We start from the raw sequence: 15740 nt of genomic DNA, 5'->3' as shown, positions 1-15740 counted from the left end.
TACCTTTACTGCTGGCCAAACATGCCGCCGAACAGCTCCTTGTCTTCTTCACGTGCTTTTAAAAGCTCTGACGTATCTGATGTAAGCACATTGAGTTCCTCTACAGTCCGCAGTCCTTCCGGTGCCTCGATCCCTTCCCGGATTGGCGTATAGCCAATTTCTGCTGCAAGCTTCTGCCCTTCTTCAGATAAAACAAAGTCTACAAAGGCTTTGGCGGTTTCTTCATTATCGGTGTTTTTCATAATGCCGACCGGCTCGGTGATAACCGGCACGCCTTCTTCTGGATAAACAAGTTCAACCGGCGACCCATCCTGCTTTGCACGTGCCGCTACAAAATCAACAACCATACCATATGTTTTCTCACCGGATGCAACGGCTTCAAGCACACCGCCGTTTCCTTTCGTAATGCTCATTTCATTGTTTTTCAAGCTCTTATAGAAGCCCCAGCCTAATTCCTCCTGCCGTGTGATCACACCTAAATTGTAGGCAGCAGCGCCAGAATAAAACGGGCTTGGCATAATACTTTTTCCTTTTGCTTCCTTTCCGGCCAGCACGCTCCAGCTCGTTGGCATTTCGGCCGCTTCGTTTGTGTTTACGACAAGTCCGGTGGCCATAACTTTTGTTCCAGTATAAGTGCCATCCGGGTCTTTAAAATCGTCGGGGATGTGTTCCGCTTCTGAAGACTCATAATTCATCAGCATATCTGCTTCTTTTAAGCTTTCAAATGTGACCGCATCGGCAACAAGCAGCACGTCCGCCTGTACACTCCCTGCCTGCTTTTCTGCCTGCAGCTTGGAAATGACTTCTTCTGTTCCTGAGCGGAATGTTTCCACTTTCGCTTCCGGATACTTTTCTTGAAATGCCGTGACAAGTGCCTGTGCATCTTCATCAGGCTGTGATGTATAAAAGCTGAGTGTGCCTGATACACCCGCTTCTTTTTCACCACCCGCTGCTTCCCCTGATTGCAGCGCCTCCTGTGAACATCCTGCTGAAAGTACGGCTAGTGCCAAAGATGGCAAAACATAATGACGCATGAAAATTCCTCCGCTTCTTTTTACTCCATTTTCTTGTCATTTATTGTAACGGTTCATTGTGAACCAAGAATAAAACAAAAATAAAAGTTATGTTGAGTTCTTGTAAACGAATGGAAAATCAAAAAAAGCTGTATATCAACGGTTTGGAGCCGATTGTAAAGGCACTGTAAAAAAATGTTCATCTTTTTTAAAATAAAAAGCAGCCTTTTAAAAAGGCTGCTCGCTGTTTATAACTATAAAGTAAATTTTCGGTTTAATTCATCCAGCTCGCCCGACATAACCTGCAATTTATCCACCTGGCTTTGTGTCACTTCCGCCAGATGATTCATTTGTTCGGCGGATGCTGTTACTTCCTCAATACCCGCTGCATTCTGCTCGGAAATAGCGGCTACTTCCGTCAGGGCATTAGACATCTCGCTTTGGCGTGTGAGTACTTCTTGAAGACGGCTTTGCATTTTTTTGATAGCATCATCCATAGAATGAATTTCCCCTGTAATATCCTTAAATGCTGCTCCAGTTTGATTTAATCCATTTTTACTTTCTTCCACCTGCTGAAGTCCCTGCTCCAGGAAAGAAGCCACCTCATTCGTCGTTTCATTTACACTTTGAACGATACGCTGAATTCCTTGAACGGATGTAGATACTTGATCAGAAAGCTTTCGCACCTCTTCCGCCACTACGGCAAAGCCTTTTCCTGCATCGCCGGCGCGCGCCGCTTCGATTGCTGCATTCAGCGCCAGCAGGTTTGTTTGATCCGCGACTCCGCTTATAAAAGAAACGAGTGCCTGCACTTCATTTGTTTTTGCTTCGAGCTCTGTTACTTTTTGAACGGATTGGCGTACTGTCACATGTGTTTTGTCCATTTGGTCAATGGCTGATGTCATCAGCTTCTCGCCTTCTCTCGTCCTCTGCATAACTTCATTAGATGAGCCCGAGATCGCGCTGCCCTGTTCTGCAGTTTCTAAAACAAGAGAAGAAAAGCGATTCATGCCTTCTGAAATGCCGGCTGCTGCTTCGGCCTGCTGCTCTGTGGCAGTTGCCATTTCCTCCATTGTCACCGCAATTTGGCTGCTCGATTCTTTCATATGGTGAGACATCTTATATAATGAATCGCTTTGGTCCCTCACCTCTACAGAGTGAAGCTGAATGTCTTGAAGCATACCTTCAAGCGTCTCAATCATGGTTTGAATCGACCCGCTCAGAACACCAATCTCATCATTGGAAGCAGCCTGAAACGTCTGTGTTTCCTCCTTTGCTTCATGAATGTTTCCATTTGAAACAAGCGCTGCTGCCCGATTTAGTCTTGCAAGTGGGTTCAGTCGTTTCGTCAGGAAAAAGAACAGGATGCCCAGCAGTAAAGCGAGTGCTCCTAAAAGCCCTGCTATAAGCAGCGGAATAGAATTCTTCATTACATTTTGAATGATGGTTTTTACAATATTGGCTTCTAGATCTACACCAAGCACCCCGACTACATTGCCACTGGCATCTTTAATAGGAGCAAAAGCAGACATGTAGTCGCCGTAGTCTGGATCACTCACAATCTCTGTGGCAGCTGTTTCTCCTTCAAATACAGCTGCTACGTCCTTATAGCCCGTTGCGGTCGTCGGTTCTCCGATCGCCACGGCATCTTCCGCTTTTTCCATGCCATCTACCATGATACCAAGTGAGTCCTGCCCGTCTGCCTGCAATGTATATACGTACATAGCACCAATTTTTTCTCGATAGTCATTGAGCTGAATACGCAGCTTTTCATACGTTTGATCTTTTTTTGGATTTTCTAAAAAATCACTGTACACTTCGGGATCAATGCTTTCCGCAATCCGCTCGGCATGCAGAACAGCCGTTTCGCGGACAGTTTGTTCAATCGCTTTCTTTGTGTTTATGTACATAAACGATCCGATCAAAAGAAACAAACCGATCAACAAAGCTGTAACTAGTCCGATGACGGTCCGTTTCAAGGACCCTGCTTTTTTCCTTTTCATTGTATTTCTCCTCACTCCGCCCTTTATTTGCTATATCCTTTATTACATCGGTTTTTATGAAACTTTTTAAAGAAGCAGGTAATTGTTCTTCCAAAAAATATACGTTTTGACTGTGACCCTTTTAGGTAAGTGTCATAGCCATTCGAATCATATCATGGCATTGAATGCCGTTTTCCCAAATTTCTTCTTTGTAATGTCGTAGAAAAAAATCGCGGTCAATGCCGATCATTCGAAAGCCGTACTTCTGATAAAAAGCAATCTGAGAAATGCTTGAATTACCAGTACCAACTTCCATTGTTTGATAACCCCCGGCTTTAGCTTGTTTGATCGCGTGTTCCATAAGCTGCCTGCCAATGCCGGTTCCTTGGCGGGTTTCCTCTACAGCAATATTAACAAGCTCTATTGTTTCAGGATTAACAGGCAGAAGAATATACGCACCAATGATTCTGCTTTCTTCTTCAAGTAAAAAGCACCGTCCCCGTTTTACGTATTTCTCTATGATAGACCGGGAGGGATCAGCCAGCAGCAGCAGCTTATACGGCGGTGCTTCCAATGGTTGAAGCAAGCGAATGTTCATCGAATCGTCTCCTTGTAAACGCTGTCTTTCTTTCAGAATCGCTTGGTCAGAAAAGAGAAGAAAATTCCTATTCCTTCTACATATTATTTTCATAAGCACAATCAGTAATATCATACCATATTTACCTTGTTACCCCTCGAAAAATCCTGCTTTTTTTAAAGACGCATGCCAATGCATCATACTTTTAAACTATCAAAACGTTTGAATAAAGTAAAAAAAGGGTATAGAGTCATGGATAAACTTTTACATATTCGATTATTAAGCTGCCGGCATATAGGAACTGGGCACGAATAAAGGAGAGCTTATGGAATTTTTACAAGAAAAGCACGCTTCCTCATTATTGGTTTATACACTGGACCTTATTGAAAACGGGGCTGTCATCACAAATGCTGCTAAGCCTGACAATCCCATTGTGTTTGTCAACAAAGGATTTGAACGCGTAACAGGGTATTCAAAGAAAGAAGCGGTCGGAAGAAACTGCCGGTTTCTGCAAGGAGAAGAAACCGACAAAAGCAGCATCTCCGAAATGAGAAGAGCGATTAAGCTTGTACGCCCATTTGAACGTACACTTTTAAACTACCGTAAAGATGGCACACCGTTTTGGAACCGGATCAATATTAAGCCGGTCCGGCTGGATAACACGCTTTATTTTATCGGCCTCCAGTACGATGTGACGGATAAAATGAACTTGACTGTAGATATTGAAGCGGCAAAAAAAGAAATTGAAGATTTATCTATTCCCATTATTTCTCTTGATAATGAAACGATGGTCGTACCGCTTGTCGGCCAAATGGATGCAAACCGGTCTTTTCTGCTTATCGATAAGCTTTCTGACAAACTGTTCAAAACAGAAACGGAGCATGTGATTGTGGATGTGACCGGCCTCTATCTGGATTCTAGTATGACGGAGGAATGGATACAAAACCTTCGAAACACCGTTCGGCTGCTGGGAGCGGAGCTGATTGTCAGCGGCGTTTCTCCCAAAACGGCCTTTTACTTTAACCGGACCATGAACGATATCGCTGACATGCAGTTTTATTCCAGTCTGCAGGTGGCGCTCGGCAGCATTAAACGGAACCCACCGGGCAGGTTGTGAAGACTACATAGAAAAAAGCACTCCAAATATGGAGTGCTTTTTATTTTCTTATTGAGCGGCTTCGGTCGCTGGTACACCAGCAGGCTGTTCAAATGGTTCTTTTACATTTGCGCTCGATGTAGCTGTAACCGGTTCAAAGTTAAACGGCGCTACAATTTCTTTTTCAAAATCGCTAACCAGCATTGTGCCTTTTTTGCCCGTCAAATCTTCATGACGGATTGTTAATGTCATACGATCTGCTGACAATGTATAAGACGTGGGGTTAATTTCGTTTTCTGTGCCATCACTGTAATCAAGAGAAAAGTAAAGCAGGCTGGCAATTTCTCCTGGCGTATAATCGTCTGGTACTGCTTCCTCTAAAACAACCTGTGTAGAGGTAGCTGATGTAACAGTCGCTTTGACTGGAACTGGATAATACGAGTTTTCAAATTCAAACATAACTGCAGCATAAAGCAGGTTCGCAAACTCGCCACGGGTAATGTTTTGATACGTGCCATAGGATGTTGCTGTTTTTCCGTTTGTAATACCTGTGCCGTATAAAGCCTCGATATATGGCTGGAATACACCGCCTACGTCTGTAAACGGAGTTTCTTCCGCATAATCTTGAAGTTCAAACGCAGTAACAAGGAACTTCGCCATTGCACCACGGCTCAGCGGCTCGCCTGGCTTGAATTCCGTTTTCGTTACGCCGGAGACAACTCCGTATTCTACAAGGGCATTCACCGAACCTTTAACCCGAGTATTTAAATCTTTAAATCCAGCATCCGGCGCGCTTTCTGTATCCAGTCCAAGCAGATTGGAAAGAATAACGGCAGCATCTCCGCGCGTCAGCGTCTGCTGTGTACCAAATTTTGTTTCAGATACACCGTTAATGGCTTCGATCATATATAAAAACTCAACCGCTTCCGCATATCGGTCCCCGACATCTGTAAAAGGAAATTCATAATCTGCATGATCTGCTGCGCTTGCAGGTGCTGAGAAGCTTGCAACAGTGACAGTAGCGGCAGTAGCGGCGGTAAAAAATGTGTACTTATTCAAGTATGCTAGTCTCCTATCTAGTGTGTTGAGCTGATTTTAGCATTTACAGGCAGACACGTAAATAGTTCGCTAGCATTGGAAAAATGAGTATGCTTTCAAGGTATAATGGCACTTGTTGAAAACAAGGATCAATTTCATTTTTTTGACTGTTTTACAGGGCCTTTGTAACGATCTCTTATTCTACCTTCCTTAGAACATTTCACCTAAACATGAAATTATATTTACTGCAGTTCGCCATTTTAGAAAAAGGCTCCGGTTTCGTATTCTCTATTTCTGGTCAGCAATGACAACATCGGCTGCGGTCGGTTTTATTCCTTCCATCTTTAGTCCAGTGTATAAAACGAGGAGGAGAATTTGCTGAGAAAGACATCGTTTTTTACACATTTTAGCATAGAGTACTTCATTTAATTATTTTTCCTTATTTGTTTTATTTTTTAAAAGTGAAACAAAGCTTGTTATCTTTTTTAATAAATAGGTTTTTCTTCCTAGAAAAGAGGAGAGAATTGACCGATAATAAGGATAGGAATGTGTAGAAACGAGGAATTCTTTATGTTTACGTTATCCGCTCCATCAGGATATATCGAGCTATCCGGAGATCATTCACTTTCACTTGTACTGTTGTCCATTTTCATTGCATGCCTGGCTTCCTATACGGCTCTCTCTCTCTACGAACGAGTGCGAAAAAATAGTTTTTTCCACCAGTCGATTTGGCTGCTTTTATCTTCTCTCTCAATGGGATTTGGGATTTGGTCTATGCATTTTATCGGCATGAGTGCTTTTTCCATGCCTATGGAGATGCATTTTGATTATGGCTGGACCTTTCTTTCTATTGTGCCGGCGATTCTCGCTTCTTTTTTAGCGTTTTATTTAGTCAGCCGGTCCAGACATTCTCTTTTTTCGTTTGTTCTTGCCGGCGTGACAATGGGGATCGGCATCGCAGCCATGCACTACACAGGCATGGCTGCGATGGCTACAAATGCCATCTACCGATATCACCTTGGCCTGTTTATTTGGTCTATTATCCTGGCCATCTTCGTGTCATTTATCGCGCTATATGTTTTTTCCCGGTTAAAAAAGCTAATGGAAAAATGGACGTTCAAGCTTGTTACGGCTCTTTTAATGGGATTGGCCGTTTCGAGTATGCATTACACCGGTATGAGTGCGGTCACTTTTTTTGCTTTACCTTCCGCTATAACGGGCAGTCATGCTGATCATGCCAATATGAATATGCTCATTATACCGGTAACCGCCGGAATGTCTTTTCTGCTCGTCCTGCTGCTGTTTTCGAGCATATTAGACCGGTATATTGATTACCGCATCAGTTATTTCGACGGACTTACCCGCCTGCCTAACCGTCGCTTGTTTGAAAAAATACTCAATAAACCAGCTGAACGATGCAGTTTAGCGATCTGGCATTTCGACAATCTCGAACAAATCAACCAAAGCTACGGCTATGCATTCGGCGAGCAGGTTCTTCAGCAGGTTGCATGCACACTGCGGGAAGCGCATCCGGGCTTTACCGATTTATATCGCATTGATGAAAATCGCTTTGCTTTTCTTGCCCCGGCAGTCGAACCGGATATTTTAGTTCAGGCGATGAAAACAATCGCATTAAAATGGAAGGAACCCATAGAGATCGAGGAAAAATGGATTGAACTCACTTCCGTGTGCTCCGTTTCTTCGGTCAGCGGGACGGATACAACTCATCAGCTGTATGCAGAAGCGATGGCTGTATTGGAGTACCCTCTTCTTTCATACAATCATGACGTTGTTTTATATGACCCGGCCGTTCATGCATTTTCCTTTGAACAGGAGATTTTAGGAGGGCTTACACGGGCAATGGAAAAAGACGAGCTTTTCCTCGTCTATCAGCCTAAAATCATGGCAGATACAGACCGGCTTGCCGGATTTGAAGCACTCATTCGCTGGCGTCATTTTGAACATGGAATGCTGTCGCCAGGCATTTTCATTCCAATTCTCGAACAGCATCATCGCATCAATGAGCTGACAGACTGGGTCATTGACCGGGCGGCCCGGCAAATTGCTGAATGGGAAAAAAGCGGGCTTCCTAATCAAAAAATTGCTGTAAATATTCCAGGCAAGTACGTAACATCTCCCCGTCTAAAGGCGACTTTAAAAAAAGCGCTTGAACGTTACCATGTAAATCCGAAGCAGCTTGAGCTTGAGATAACGGAGACAAGCGTGGTGCAATCTGCTGAAAGTGCCATCCGGGCGATCGGCTCGTTCCGCGATCAAGGATTTTCTGTAGCGCTTGATGACTTTGGAACAGGCGTATCGTCACTGTCTTTTTTGCGTCAGATGCCGATTACAACGCTCAAAATTGATAAATCATTTGTTGATCGGGTGCCGCTTTCAGAAAAAGATTCTGCTATTTTAAACGCCATTATTACACTTGGCCAGTCGCTGAATTTGCATATTGTCATTGAAGGGGTTGAAAAAGCGGAGCAGGTACATTTTCTAACTGAAACCGCCCGTTCCCTTATTATACAAGGCTACTATTACGCTAAACCAATGGTACCGGATGAGCTTGCCGAATGGCAGACCCGTTTTTCAACGGCATCCGGCGTAAATTAATCCATTATAAAAAACGGCTGTCTCTCATCGAGACAGCCGTTTTTTGTTTTCATTTAGAATAGAAACCACAACTGCAAGCCGGGCAGCCAATGCTTGTTTTTCCTCGCTACCTGGCTGCTTCTATATAAATAAGCATTCCCCATTCTGCCTGCTGAATTGATTCTTCGGTTGTGGAGCTTGCGGCTCCGTTCACTTTGTTCATTCCATATCCCCAGATAGCTTTTCGTTCACCCGGTTTGATCTTCAAGCCTTCGTCGCCGGCATTCTCAGCAAGATCAGCTGCCCAGCTTATGGATGTGTCACTTGGAACATCAACGGATGAAGAAAGCGATAATTCATTGCCATTACAAGCAATGGTCACAAGCTGGCTGTTTTTATTTGACAGATCGGGCTGAAGCGAGAAGCTTATCTCTTTAATGTCCCCTTGCGGATCATTCGACAGCCGACTGCCTTTCTGCGCTATTTTGCCGTTTTGCCATATATCGAATGTAACAGCGACATCGGACGGCTTATTTAATATAACGGCATCGCCTTGAATATGGAGGTGTGGCTGTAAAGCTTTTTCTCCTCCTTTAAATAATTCACTGGCTTTGACAGTGATCACTTCTTCCCCGGACTGCTTTTTTTGCTTTAAACCCTCTCCCTGTGAACAGCCGGCAAGCAAGAAACCCGCCGCCAGCATATATGTCCATTTCTTCATTTCTTCCCTCCAAGATTCTGCCTGCCCTTGAACCATATAAGCGGAATCATCCCGCTCTTCGTGTCCAACCGTGGTATACGTATAAACATCCGGCTGGTCCGGCAGAAAAAATGATTTTCTTAACGATGCTGCTTCCTGCTTTCATCAATTATTGCACCTAACTTGTAATGGACAACTTCGCTGCCCGGGAAGGAAGCTGTTTTTTGTTTAAATCCTTCCTGCCCCCAAATAAAAAAAAGAAGCAGCACAGCGGCTGCATGTAAAAAGGATAAAACGGCTTAGTCACACTGTTTTTCCTCATAAGGATGTTCATGTTTTGTTTCTTGCTGACGTTTATAGGAATGCGAATCAAAAGACTGGCTGAGCTGAAGATCATCATACGGCGTGTAGTAATTGTCCGGCAGCGACTTCTTTTTAACAGCTCTCACAACCAAAAATATGGCAACGGCCATAACCATTAGGATAAAAAAGGCTGGCATCTGATCGCTCCCTCCTATGGGTGTTGTCACTATTTTATACCATTTTTGGAATATAGACCATGATTATTTCCAGCTTTTATGAATCTCGCCCGGCAGTTCGGTCTAAAATCCGGAAGACAATAGCCGCTAAAAGCACAGCTGATAAAAATAACAGAAACGTATTTACATTGAAATTTTGATGATTGATGTGAATGGAAAGCCCGGTTGTAATATTCTGTACGTACTGTTCATCCCATGTGCCGTAACGGTTCAAAAGTGCCTGCCTGATCACGCCGCGGTACGCTTCAAGTGAATGATGCCGGTAAAAAAGGGCAGCTGCTAAATGGGTAAGCAATAGAAGAATACTCATGCAATATGTTCTGGCTTGAAAAGAGTAGCGGCGCAGCAGTGTCCACCAGAGCACTGTCATCACGATGAACAGAGGGATAAGCCCCATTAAGATCAGCAGAGCGGGATTGCCGTTACCGGATGAGGCCCCGGGAGCCGGCGTCATCCAATATCCCAGCATAAACAAACCAAATACGATCAGTGTGAGGATGCATAACGTTACCTTTACCGCTTTCATTTTATCACCTCTTCGCCAGCATACCTTTTTTTCAATTTTTTGTAAATTCCATTTTAAAGAAAAAGCTGTCTCTACTAAAGACAGCTCTTCCTGTTTTATTTTCCATACACCTGGGCTTCTGTCACATATCCTTCTTTTATGAAGGTCTTTATGAAATAATTGGGTTACCTTTCTTTTTTTGTTATTATTTTATTAACAAAACCATCAAAATCGAGGTGTACAGATGAAAGATATTGAGCAGGCAGTGAGACGACTGCTTCCGGAAGAATGGCAGGAAACTTTTTTAAGTACACAGAAAGATATCATTGAATTCTCGTTTACATCAGATGGAGAGCTTCCGCTGATGACATCAAAAGCAGGCGGCTTCGGATACATACCAAACAGCATGGAGTTTCCAGTAAACCGAGAAGGCATGCCCCTATCGCTTCTGGCACAAATTAACTTTGCGGAATTGCCGGCACTTGATCCCTATCCTACCCATGGACTGCTGGCCTTTTACGTGGATTACTATGACGATTTGATTGGCGTTGATTTTGATGACTATGAAAATAAAGACGGCTACCGGGTTTTTTATTTTGAATCATTTTCTGAAGAGAGCTATTCTCGTGAAGAACAAGCAAACATGCACACGCCCTTTCAAGACGAGGAGCAGTATCCAATTGTTGATACGGAACTAGCAATGATTCCTTCACTGTCCAAACAAATTTTGCTGGCGGACACGGTAGAGTTTGAAAGGACCTTTCACATGAGCAAATTTGACTTTGACGGCTTTGATCCATACGATGAAAAATATGAAACGCTCATCGGGTTCGGCACCCAGCTCGGCGGCTATCCAAGCTTTACTCAGACCGATCCGCGCGAATACATGAAAGACGGAAAAGAAAACGATATTCTCCTGTTTCAGCTGGATTCATGTTTTGGAAGCGGACAGGACTGGGAAATTATGTGGGGCGATGCCGGCATTGGCAACTTCTTTATTTCACTGGAGGATTTAAAAGCGAAAAAGTTCGAAAATGTCTGGTACAATTGGGACTGCTCCTGAAGAATGAGCTTTTCCCTATTTCCCTCATGGAAATAGGGAAAAGTATCTTCAATAAAAGAGACTCTGCCGGCAACAGGGATGTAGAAGGCTTTTTATGCCGTTACATATTCTTTTAAAGCCTGAATCTCTCCCATTTCTTTTCCCCCTTTTTTTCGCTGAAGCTATAATTTCTTTTCTGCTCCTTACTTACGTAATATAGTGAAGTTTGACATTTCAGTAAATGAGGAATTTAAGGGTATTTTGTAGAATAAAAGCTAAGCCGCAGAGCCGCTTCCAAAAGAGGCCCGCGTCCGCTTTCCGCTTATCATAAAAAGGGAGCAAGAAAGCTTTTCTTATGCAGTCCGACTGGTTCTTTTTCGAAAAGCGGCAAATTGGATGGTGCCAGAAACAGCCCAATCGTATGAAACGGCATCACATCCGCTTCCTTCCATCTGCGGGCGATCCAGCTTCCATCAGCCATTTCTAACAAATGTAGAGACGGGATGTGCTTAAGTAAAATAAATTTCGTTAAGATCCACACATACACTGCCCATATCAATACTTTTCCAGCATACATACCTTTTACTCCTTTGATTCATTCCATCCAGCTTGTCCACCTTGATTTTTCAAGATGCTCCTTCCACTGCAAACGCCGTTTTTTGCAAACCATCAAAGGTTTATAAAAGACGGCGCTGCTCCTTTCAGTGATGACTGCTGCTATCCTTAAATCAGCCGTTTAGGTGATCACCCCATCCGCTTTTAAAAAAGCGGCAGCATCCCGGTGAACTTGCTCCGAACCCCTGCCGAGCCAAATCAAATGCCCCCATGTATTGTACAGTTTCAATGCAGCAGAAGGAATATGCGCTTTTGCAAAATAAGCGTGAGCTGTAGATACAGAGCGGTCGTTCAAGCTTGCTTGAATGAGTACCGGACAGGAAATACGGGAAAGATCCTTTTCTGTAAGCATTCCGGAGCTTTTTAAATCCATAAGAAAGCCTGTGCCAGATCGCTGACGGCAGTTCATTTTTCGCACCTCTTCGATGTCCTCTTTTTCCACAAGGTGCTTTCCTTCTGCATACGTAAGCGTGCTGAGTGAAAAAAACATTGGCCTAAACGACAGGCGCGGAAATGCAGTGCCGACAACTGAAAGCAGCTTCCACGTCAGCCACTCGAACGGGGGGCGAAAAATAACCTGAGAGGTTTTATATTCGGTATGTTCAGCAGTCAGCCATTTGCCGACAACTGCGCTTTGCAGGGTTAAAGTCCGTACTTTTTCTGGAAACAAGCCGGCAAACTTAACGGCGGTTGGCCCGCCGGCTGATATGCCGATGACATGCACCCGGTCAATGCCCAAATGATCCAGCAGTTCAGCGTAGCGTCCGACCGCTTTCTCGAGCGGGGCAGGCGTTGTTAAACCATAGCCTGCCCGCGACGGCGTAACGAGCTGAAATCCACGCTCTAAGAGAGGTGCATAACCAAATTCCTCGTAGCAGTTGGAATGCCCGCCATGCACAATGAGTACCGGCGTTCCATTTCCAACCTTTGAATACTCAACGATATAGTTGTTTGTTTCATATGTTCCGATGATTCGATTCAACCTGCTTCCTCCTTGTCGAACAAGCCGGGAGATCCATACGCTGTATAAACACTTTTGGCTTCTCCTCTTTTTGGTATAGTCTTTCCCATTGAAGTCCGTTTCTCATGCTGACACCGATAATTTTTCCGCTCCTAAACAAACACTTCAAGCCTGTCAGCTTCCCATAACCCGGGCAAACCCATAAAAAGCACCCATGGCTCCAAGCAGGGCAAGGCCGAGAAGCACAGTGCCGGTCGACAGTATCAGCGTGCGCGCCGTCTATTTCTTAAACCGCACGAGCGGTATACAAGCGGTAAAAATGCTGAGCGCGGTAAAGCCGGCGATGAGCCAGCCATGCGCGAAAAGAAGTGAAACATCTACGATAAACAGGATGGTGAGAACACACTCGGCCAGAAAAAAAGTGCCCAGCACTCCAGCTTTCATACGATCCACTCCTTCATGACCAGCATTATGCCGGATGAACATCATCGTCTATCTCATCCGAAAAGGCTTCTTCCGAGAGCACCCGAATGCCATGCCGCCGCAGCAAGGCCGTTGTGACTCCAGCTCCCGCTATTTTTTCGCCTGAGAAGCTTCCATTGTAAATAGCTCTGCTGCCGCATGACGGACTGTTTTCTTTTAATACGGCCGCCTCCGCTCCGATTTCCTGGGCGGTTTTAAGTGCTGCCCTCGCACCAGCAACGTACATATCCGTTACATCATTTCCAAACTGATCGATCACTTTGGCCCGTCCATCGAGCACATCTTCTCCGGTTCCGCCGACAATTTCAGCCGGCGGACGCGGCGTTTGAAATCCTCCCAATAATTCCGGACATACCATCACAGCTTTTTTCTCTTCAACGAGCTGGCGGATTCGTTCATCCAGCCGGTCTGTCCCGTTATAACGCACTTTCATACCCGCCAGGCAAGAACTGACCATGATCATGTTTCTCACACTCCACTTGCATGTCTTTTCCAAAGAATAACATAAAGAGCGGGTAAAAGCGTCTCTCCCGCTATTTTGGGCAAAATGATTTACACTGGAGAAAAGGAGTGAATGTTATGGCAAAGCATATCTTTACCCTATCAGCTGACTGGCCAGGCGGGCGCAACGACAGCGGTACGATCCAGTCTGGCCATTTAAAAACGAAGGTGTCGATTCCACCTGAAATGGATGGTCCCGGCATTGGCACCAATCCTGATGAGATGCTGCTTGGCGCAGCGGCCACCTGCTATATTATTACGCTGGCGGCAATGATGGAGCGCAGCCGGCTGGAGAAATCATCTCTTACAATGACCTCCGAAGGTGTAGTGGACGTAACAAACGGCGTGATTACATATGAACGCATTATCCATAATCCGCAGATTGTGCTGCCAGCGGATGCAACAGAAGCCGATGTGCAAAAAGCGCACCGGCTCGCGGAAAAAGCGGAATCATCCTGCATGATCAGCCGAGCTGTTAAAGGAAATGTCGAAATTGAACTGAGGGCTTCCGTTCAAAAAGTGCTATCATCGTCTTGAGGAGATGAAATGATGAAAACAGTTGTTATAATTGGCGGCGGCATTACGGGCGTGACCGCACTTTATCACCTGACAAAAGAGCAGCCGGACTGGAACGTCGTGCTCATGGAACAAAATGAGACACTTGGCGGAAAAATCCGGACAGTCAAAGAGAATGGGTTTACGATTGAAACTGGGGCGGATTCGATGGTCGCCCGGAATGCCGGCGTTCTGCCACTCATTGAAGAGCTGGGTCTTGGAAATGAGCTTGTCTATAATGAAACTGGTGTATCGTATTTATATACAAATAATACTCTTCACAAAATTCCTGAAGAAACGGTGTTTGGCATTCCAACAAGCATCGAATCGCTGAACGAAAGCACGCTTCTGTCCGAAGAAGGAAAACGAGCGGCACTTTCTGATTTTGATAAACAAGACAATCCGTTTGGCCCGGAAGATTCGGTCGGTGACTTTTTAACCTATTATCTTGGCCCTGAAATTGTCGAGCGACAGATCGCTCCAGTCCTCTCCGGCGTTTATTCCGGGAATTTGAGCAATTTAACGATGAAGTCAACGCTTCCGTACCTGCTTGATTATAAAAACGAATACGGGAGTATCATCAAAGGATTTTCTGCCAATAAAGAAACGTTTCTCGGTGATAAAGCACGAAAAAAATTCGTTTCCTTTAAAAGCGGACTCGGTACACTGGTCGACCGGCTCGCAGAACGTTCACCGTCGGCCCGTATCTTAACAGACACAAAGGTAACAAGCCTTCAAAAAACAGGGAATGCTGTTTCGGTTTCGCTTCATACTGGGGAATCGCTTCTGGCCGATGATGTTGTACTCGCCATCCCGCACGATGCGGCGCAAAAGCTCTTAAATGATCCGGTGCTCGATACTCATTTTAACGAGCTGAAAAATTCTTCGCTTATCTCGGTTTATTTAGGGTTTAACCTGCCAGACGAACAGCTTCCGGCGGATGGGACCGGCTTTATCGTAACGAAAGGCACCGATTTAACGTGTGACGCCTGCACCTGGACAAGCCGGAAATGGACGCACACGTCAGCGGAGCGTAACCTGCTCGTCCGTTTTTTCTATAAAAGCTCAAATCCGCACTACTCTTCTTTTGCACGTTTGACTGAAGCAGAGCTTACCGAGGCGGCCCTTTTGGATCTGCAAAAAAGCCTTGGCATTTATAAAGCACCAATGACCGTCCAGATTACGCCATGGACGGATTTAATGCCAAATTACCACCTCGGACACAGTCAGGCTGTAGCGGGGCTTTCTGCTGAACTTAACCGGCATCACCCGCATCTGCATCTTGCCGGCTGCTCTTATTTTGGCGTTGGAATTGGAGCCTGCATCCAAAACGGCAGGCAGATCGCGCATACCCTTTCCGAAAACGGGGACACTGCTCATAAGGAGTGATGACCTGTGGAGAAAAAAACATACAATGAACGATTTGAAGAAAATACGAAACAAATTCAAAGGGAAAAGAATGAGCGTTTAGAAGACAAAAGCCGTCTGCCAGACGACCAAAATCGTATGAAAAGCGTAGAAAACCGGCGCACATAAGA

The 15740-nt window shown here is 44.9% G+C and carries 17 protein-coding genes; 6 read left to right on the top strand and 11 right to left on the bottom strand.

From position 1 onward, the window contains the following. Positions 1-5 precede the first annotated feature (5 nt). The 3 genes from RRU94_RS12015 to RRU94_RS12005 form a co-directional block, all read right to left on the bottom strand. The gene (locus tag RRU94_RS12015; protein WP_315694514.1) at positions 6-1034 is read right to left on the bottom strand and encodes an ABC transporter substrate-binding protein; all 1029 of its coding nucleotides are present in this window, start codon (positions 1032-1034) and stop codon (positions 6-8) included. Positions 1035-1267: 233 nt separating this feature from the next. After that, positions 1268-3016 (bottom strand): methyl-accepting chemotaxis protein, encoded by a 1749-nt coding sequence (locus tag RRU94_RS12010; RefSeq protein WP_315694513.1) that lies wholly within the window; start codon positions 3014-3016, stop codon positions 1268-1270. Positions 3017-3137: 121 nt separating this feature from the next. Next, on the bottom strand, positions 3138-3593 hold the full coding sequence (locus RRU94_RS12005; RefSeq protein ID WP_315694512.1) for a GNAT family N-acetyltransferase: 456 nt from the start codon (positions 3591-3593) through the stop codon (positions 3138-3140). 304 nt (positions 3594-3897) lie between these two features. On the opposite strand from RRU94_RS12005, the gene RRU94_RS12000 reads away from it, so the two are divergent. Further along, positions 3898-4689, top strand: a complete 792-nt coding sequence (locus tag RRU94_RS12000; RefSeq protein WP_315694511.1) for a YtvA family blue-light photoreceptor — start codon at positions 3898-3900, stop codon at positions 4687-4689. A 48-nt stretch (positions 4690-4737) separates the two neighbouring features. On the opposite strand, the gene RRU94_RS11995 is transcribed toward RRU94_RS12000, so the two are convergent. Then, positions 4738-5727: an S-layer homology domain-containing protein gene (locus RRU94_RS11995; RefSeq protein WP_315694510.1), complete on the bottom strand. Its 990-nt coding sequence runs from the start codon at positions 5725-5727 to the stop codon at positions 4738-4740. A gap of 549 nt (positions 5728-6276) precedes the next feature. Here RRU94_RS11995 and RRU94_RS11990 point away from each other — a divergent pair. Further along, the gene (locus RRU94_RS11990) at positions 6277-8322 is read left to right on the top strand and encodes a bifunctional diguanylate cyclase/phosphodiesterase (RefSeq protein ID WP_315694509.1); all 2046 of its coding nucleotides are present in this window, start codon (positions 6277-6279) and stop codon (positions 8320-8322) included. 106 nt (positions 8323-8428) lie between these two features. Here RRU94_RS11990 and RRU94_RS11985 read toward each other — a convergent pair whose 3' ends face one another. The 3 genes from RRU94_RS11985 to RRU94_RS11975 form a co-directional block, all read right to left on the bottom strand. After that, positions 8429-9022: a hypothetical protein gene (locus RRU94_RS11985; protein WP_315694507.1), complete on the bottom strand. Its 594-nt coding sequence runs from the start codon at positions 9020-9022 to the stop codon at positions 8429-8431. 278 nt (positions 9023-9300) lie between these two features. Further along, a complete protein-coding gene (locus RRU94_RS11980) occupies positions 9301-9501 on the bottom strand; it encodes a hypothetical protein (RefSeq protein WP_315694505.1) in 201 nt (66 codons plus the stop codon). Positions 9502-9577: 76 nt separating this feature from the next. Beyond that, on the bottom strand, positions 9578-10066 hold the full coding sequence (locus tag RRU94_RS11975) for a hypothetical protein (protein WP_315694504.1): 489 nt from the start codon (positions 10064-10066) through the stop codon (positions 9578-9580). Positions 10067-10289: 223 nt separating this feature from the next. Here RRU94_RS11975 and RRU94_RS11970 point away from each other — a divergent pair, with 223 nt between their 5' ends. Further along, positions 10290-11108, top strand: a complete 819-nt coding sequence (locus RRU94_RS11970; RefSeq protein ID WP_315694502.1) for a YwqG family protein — start codon at positions 10290-10292, stop codon at positions 11106-11108. A 304-nt stretch (positions 11109-11412) separates the two neighbouring features. Here RRU94_RS11970 and RRU94_RS11965 read toward each other — a convergent pair whose 3' ends face one another. The 4 genes from RRU94_RS11965 to RRU94_RS11950 all read right to left on the bottom strand — a co-directional run bounded on the left by RRU94_RS11965 (position 11413) and on the right by RRU94_RS11950 (position 13609). Next, positions 11413-11664 (bottom strand): hypothetical protein, encoded by a 252-nt coding sequence (locus tag RRU94_RS11965; RefSeq protein WP_315694501.1) that lies wholly within the window; start codon positions 11662-11664, stop codon positions 11413-11415. A 159-nt stretch (positions 11665-11823) separates the two neighbouring features. Beyond that, positions 11824-12684 carry an alpha/beta fold hydrolase gene (locus RRU94_RS11960; protein ID WP_315694499.1) on the bottom strand — a complete coding sequence of 287 codons (861 nt, stop codon included), beginning with the start codon at positions 12682-12684 and terminating at the stop codon, positions 11824-11826. A gap of 258 nt (positions 12685-12942) precedes the next feature. Next, the gene (locus RRU94_RS11955; protein WP_315694498.1) at positions 12943-13107 is read right to left on the bottom strand and encodes a hypothetical protein; all 165 of its coding nucleotides are present in this window, start codon (positions 13105-13107) and stop codon (positions 12943-12945) included. Positions 13108-13132: 25 nt separating this feature from the next. Next, entirely contained in the window at positions 13133-13609 is a 477-nt protein-coding gene (locus RRU94_RS11950) for a 2-thiouracil desulfurase family protein (protein WP_315694497.1), read from the bottom strand. A 116-nt stretch (positions 13610-13725) separates the two neighbouring features. Between RRU94_RS11950 and RRU94_RS11945 the strand changes: the two genes are divergently transcribed. Genes RRU94_RS11945 through RRU94_RS11935 form a run of 3 tightly spaced genes read left to right on the top strand, consistent with a single transcriptional unit; the run spans position 13726 to position 15738 of the window. Beyond that, positions 13726-14184, top strand: a complete 459-nt coding sequence (locus RRU94_RS11945) for an OsmC family protein (protein WP_315694495.1) — start codon at positions 13726-13728, stop codon at positions 14182-14184. 12 nt (positions 14185-14196) lie between these two features. Next, positions 14197-15591, top strand: a complete 1395-nt coding sequence (gene hemG / locus RRU94_RS11940) for a protoporphyrinogen oxidase (protein WP_315694494.1) — start codon at positions 14197-14199, stop codon at positions 15589-15591. Positions 15592-15597: 6 nt separating this feature from the next. Beyond that, positions 15598-15738 carry a hypothetical protein gene (locus tag RRU94_RS11935; RefSeq protein WP_315694492.1) on the top strand — a complete coding sequence of 47 codons (141 nt, stop codon included), beginning with the start codon at positions 15598-15600 and terminating at the stop codon, positions 15736-15738. Positions 15739-15740: the final 2 nt, after the last annotated feature.

The sequence above is a fragment of the Domibacillus sp. DTU_2020_1001157_1_SI_ALB_TIR_016 genome, assembly GCF_032341995.1.
Taxonomy (GTDB): Bacteria; Bacillota; Bacilli; order Bacillales; family Domibacillaceae; genus Domibacillus; species Domibacillus indicus_A.
The sequence above is the reverse complement of the archived record's forward strand: the minus strand, read 5'-3'. Positions and strand labels throughout refer to the sequence as shown.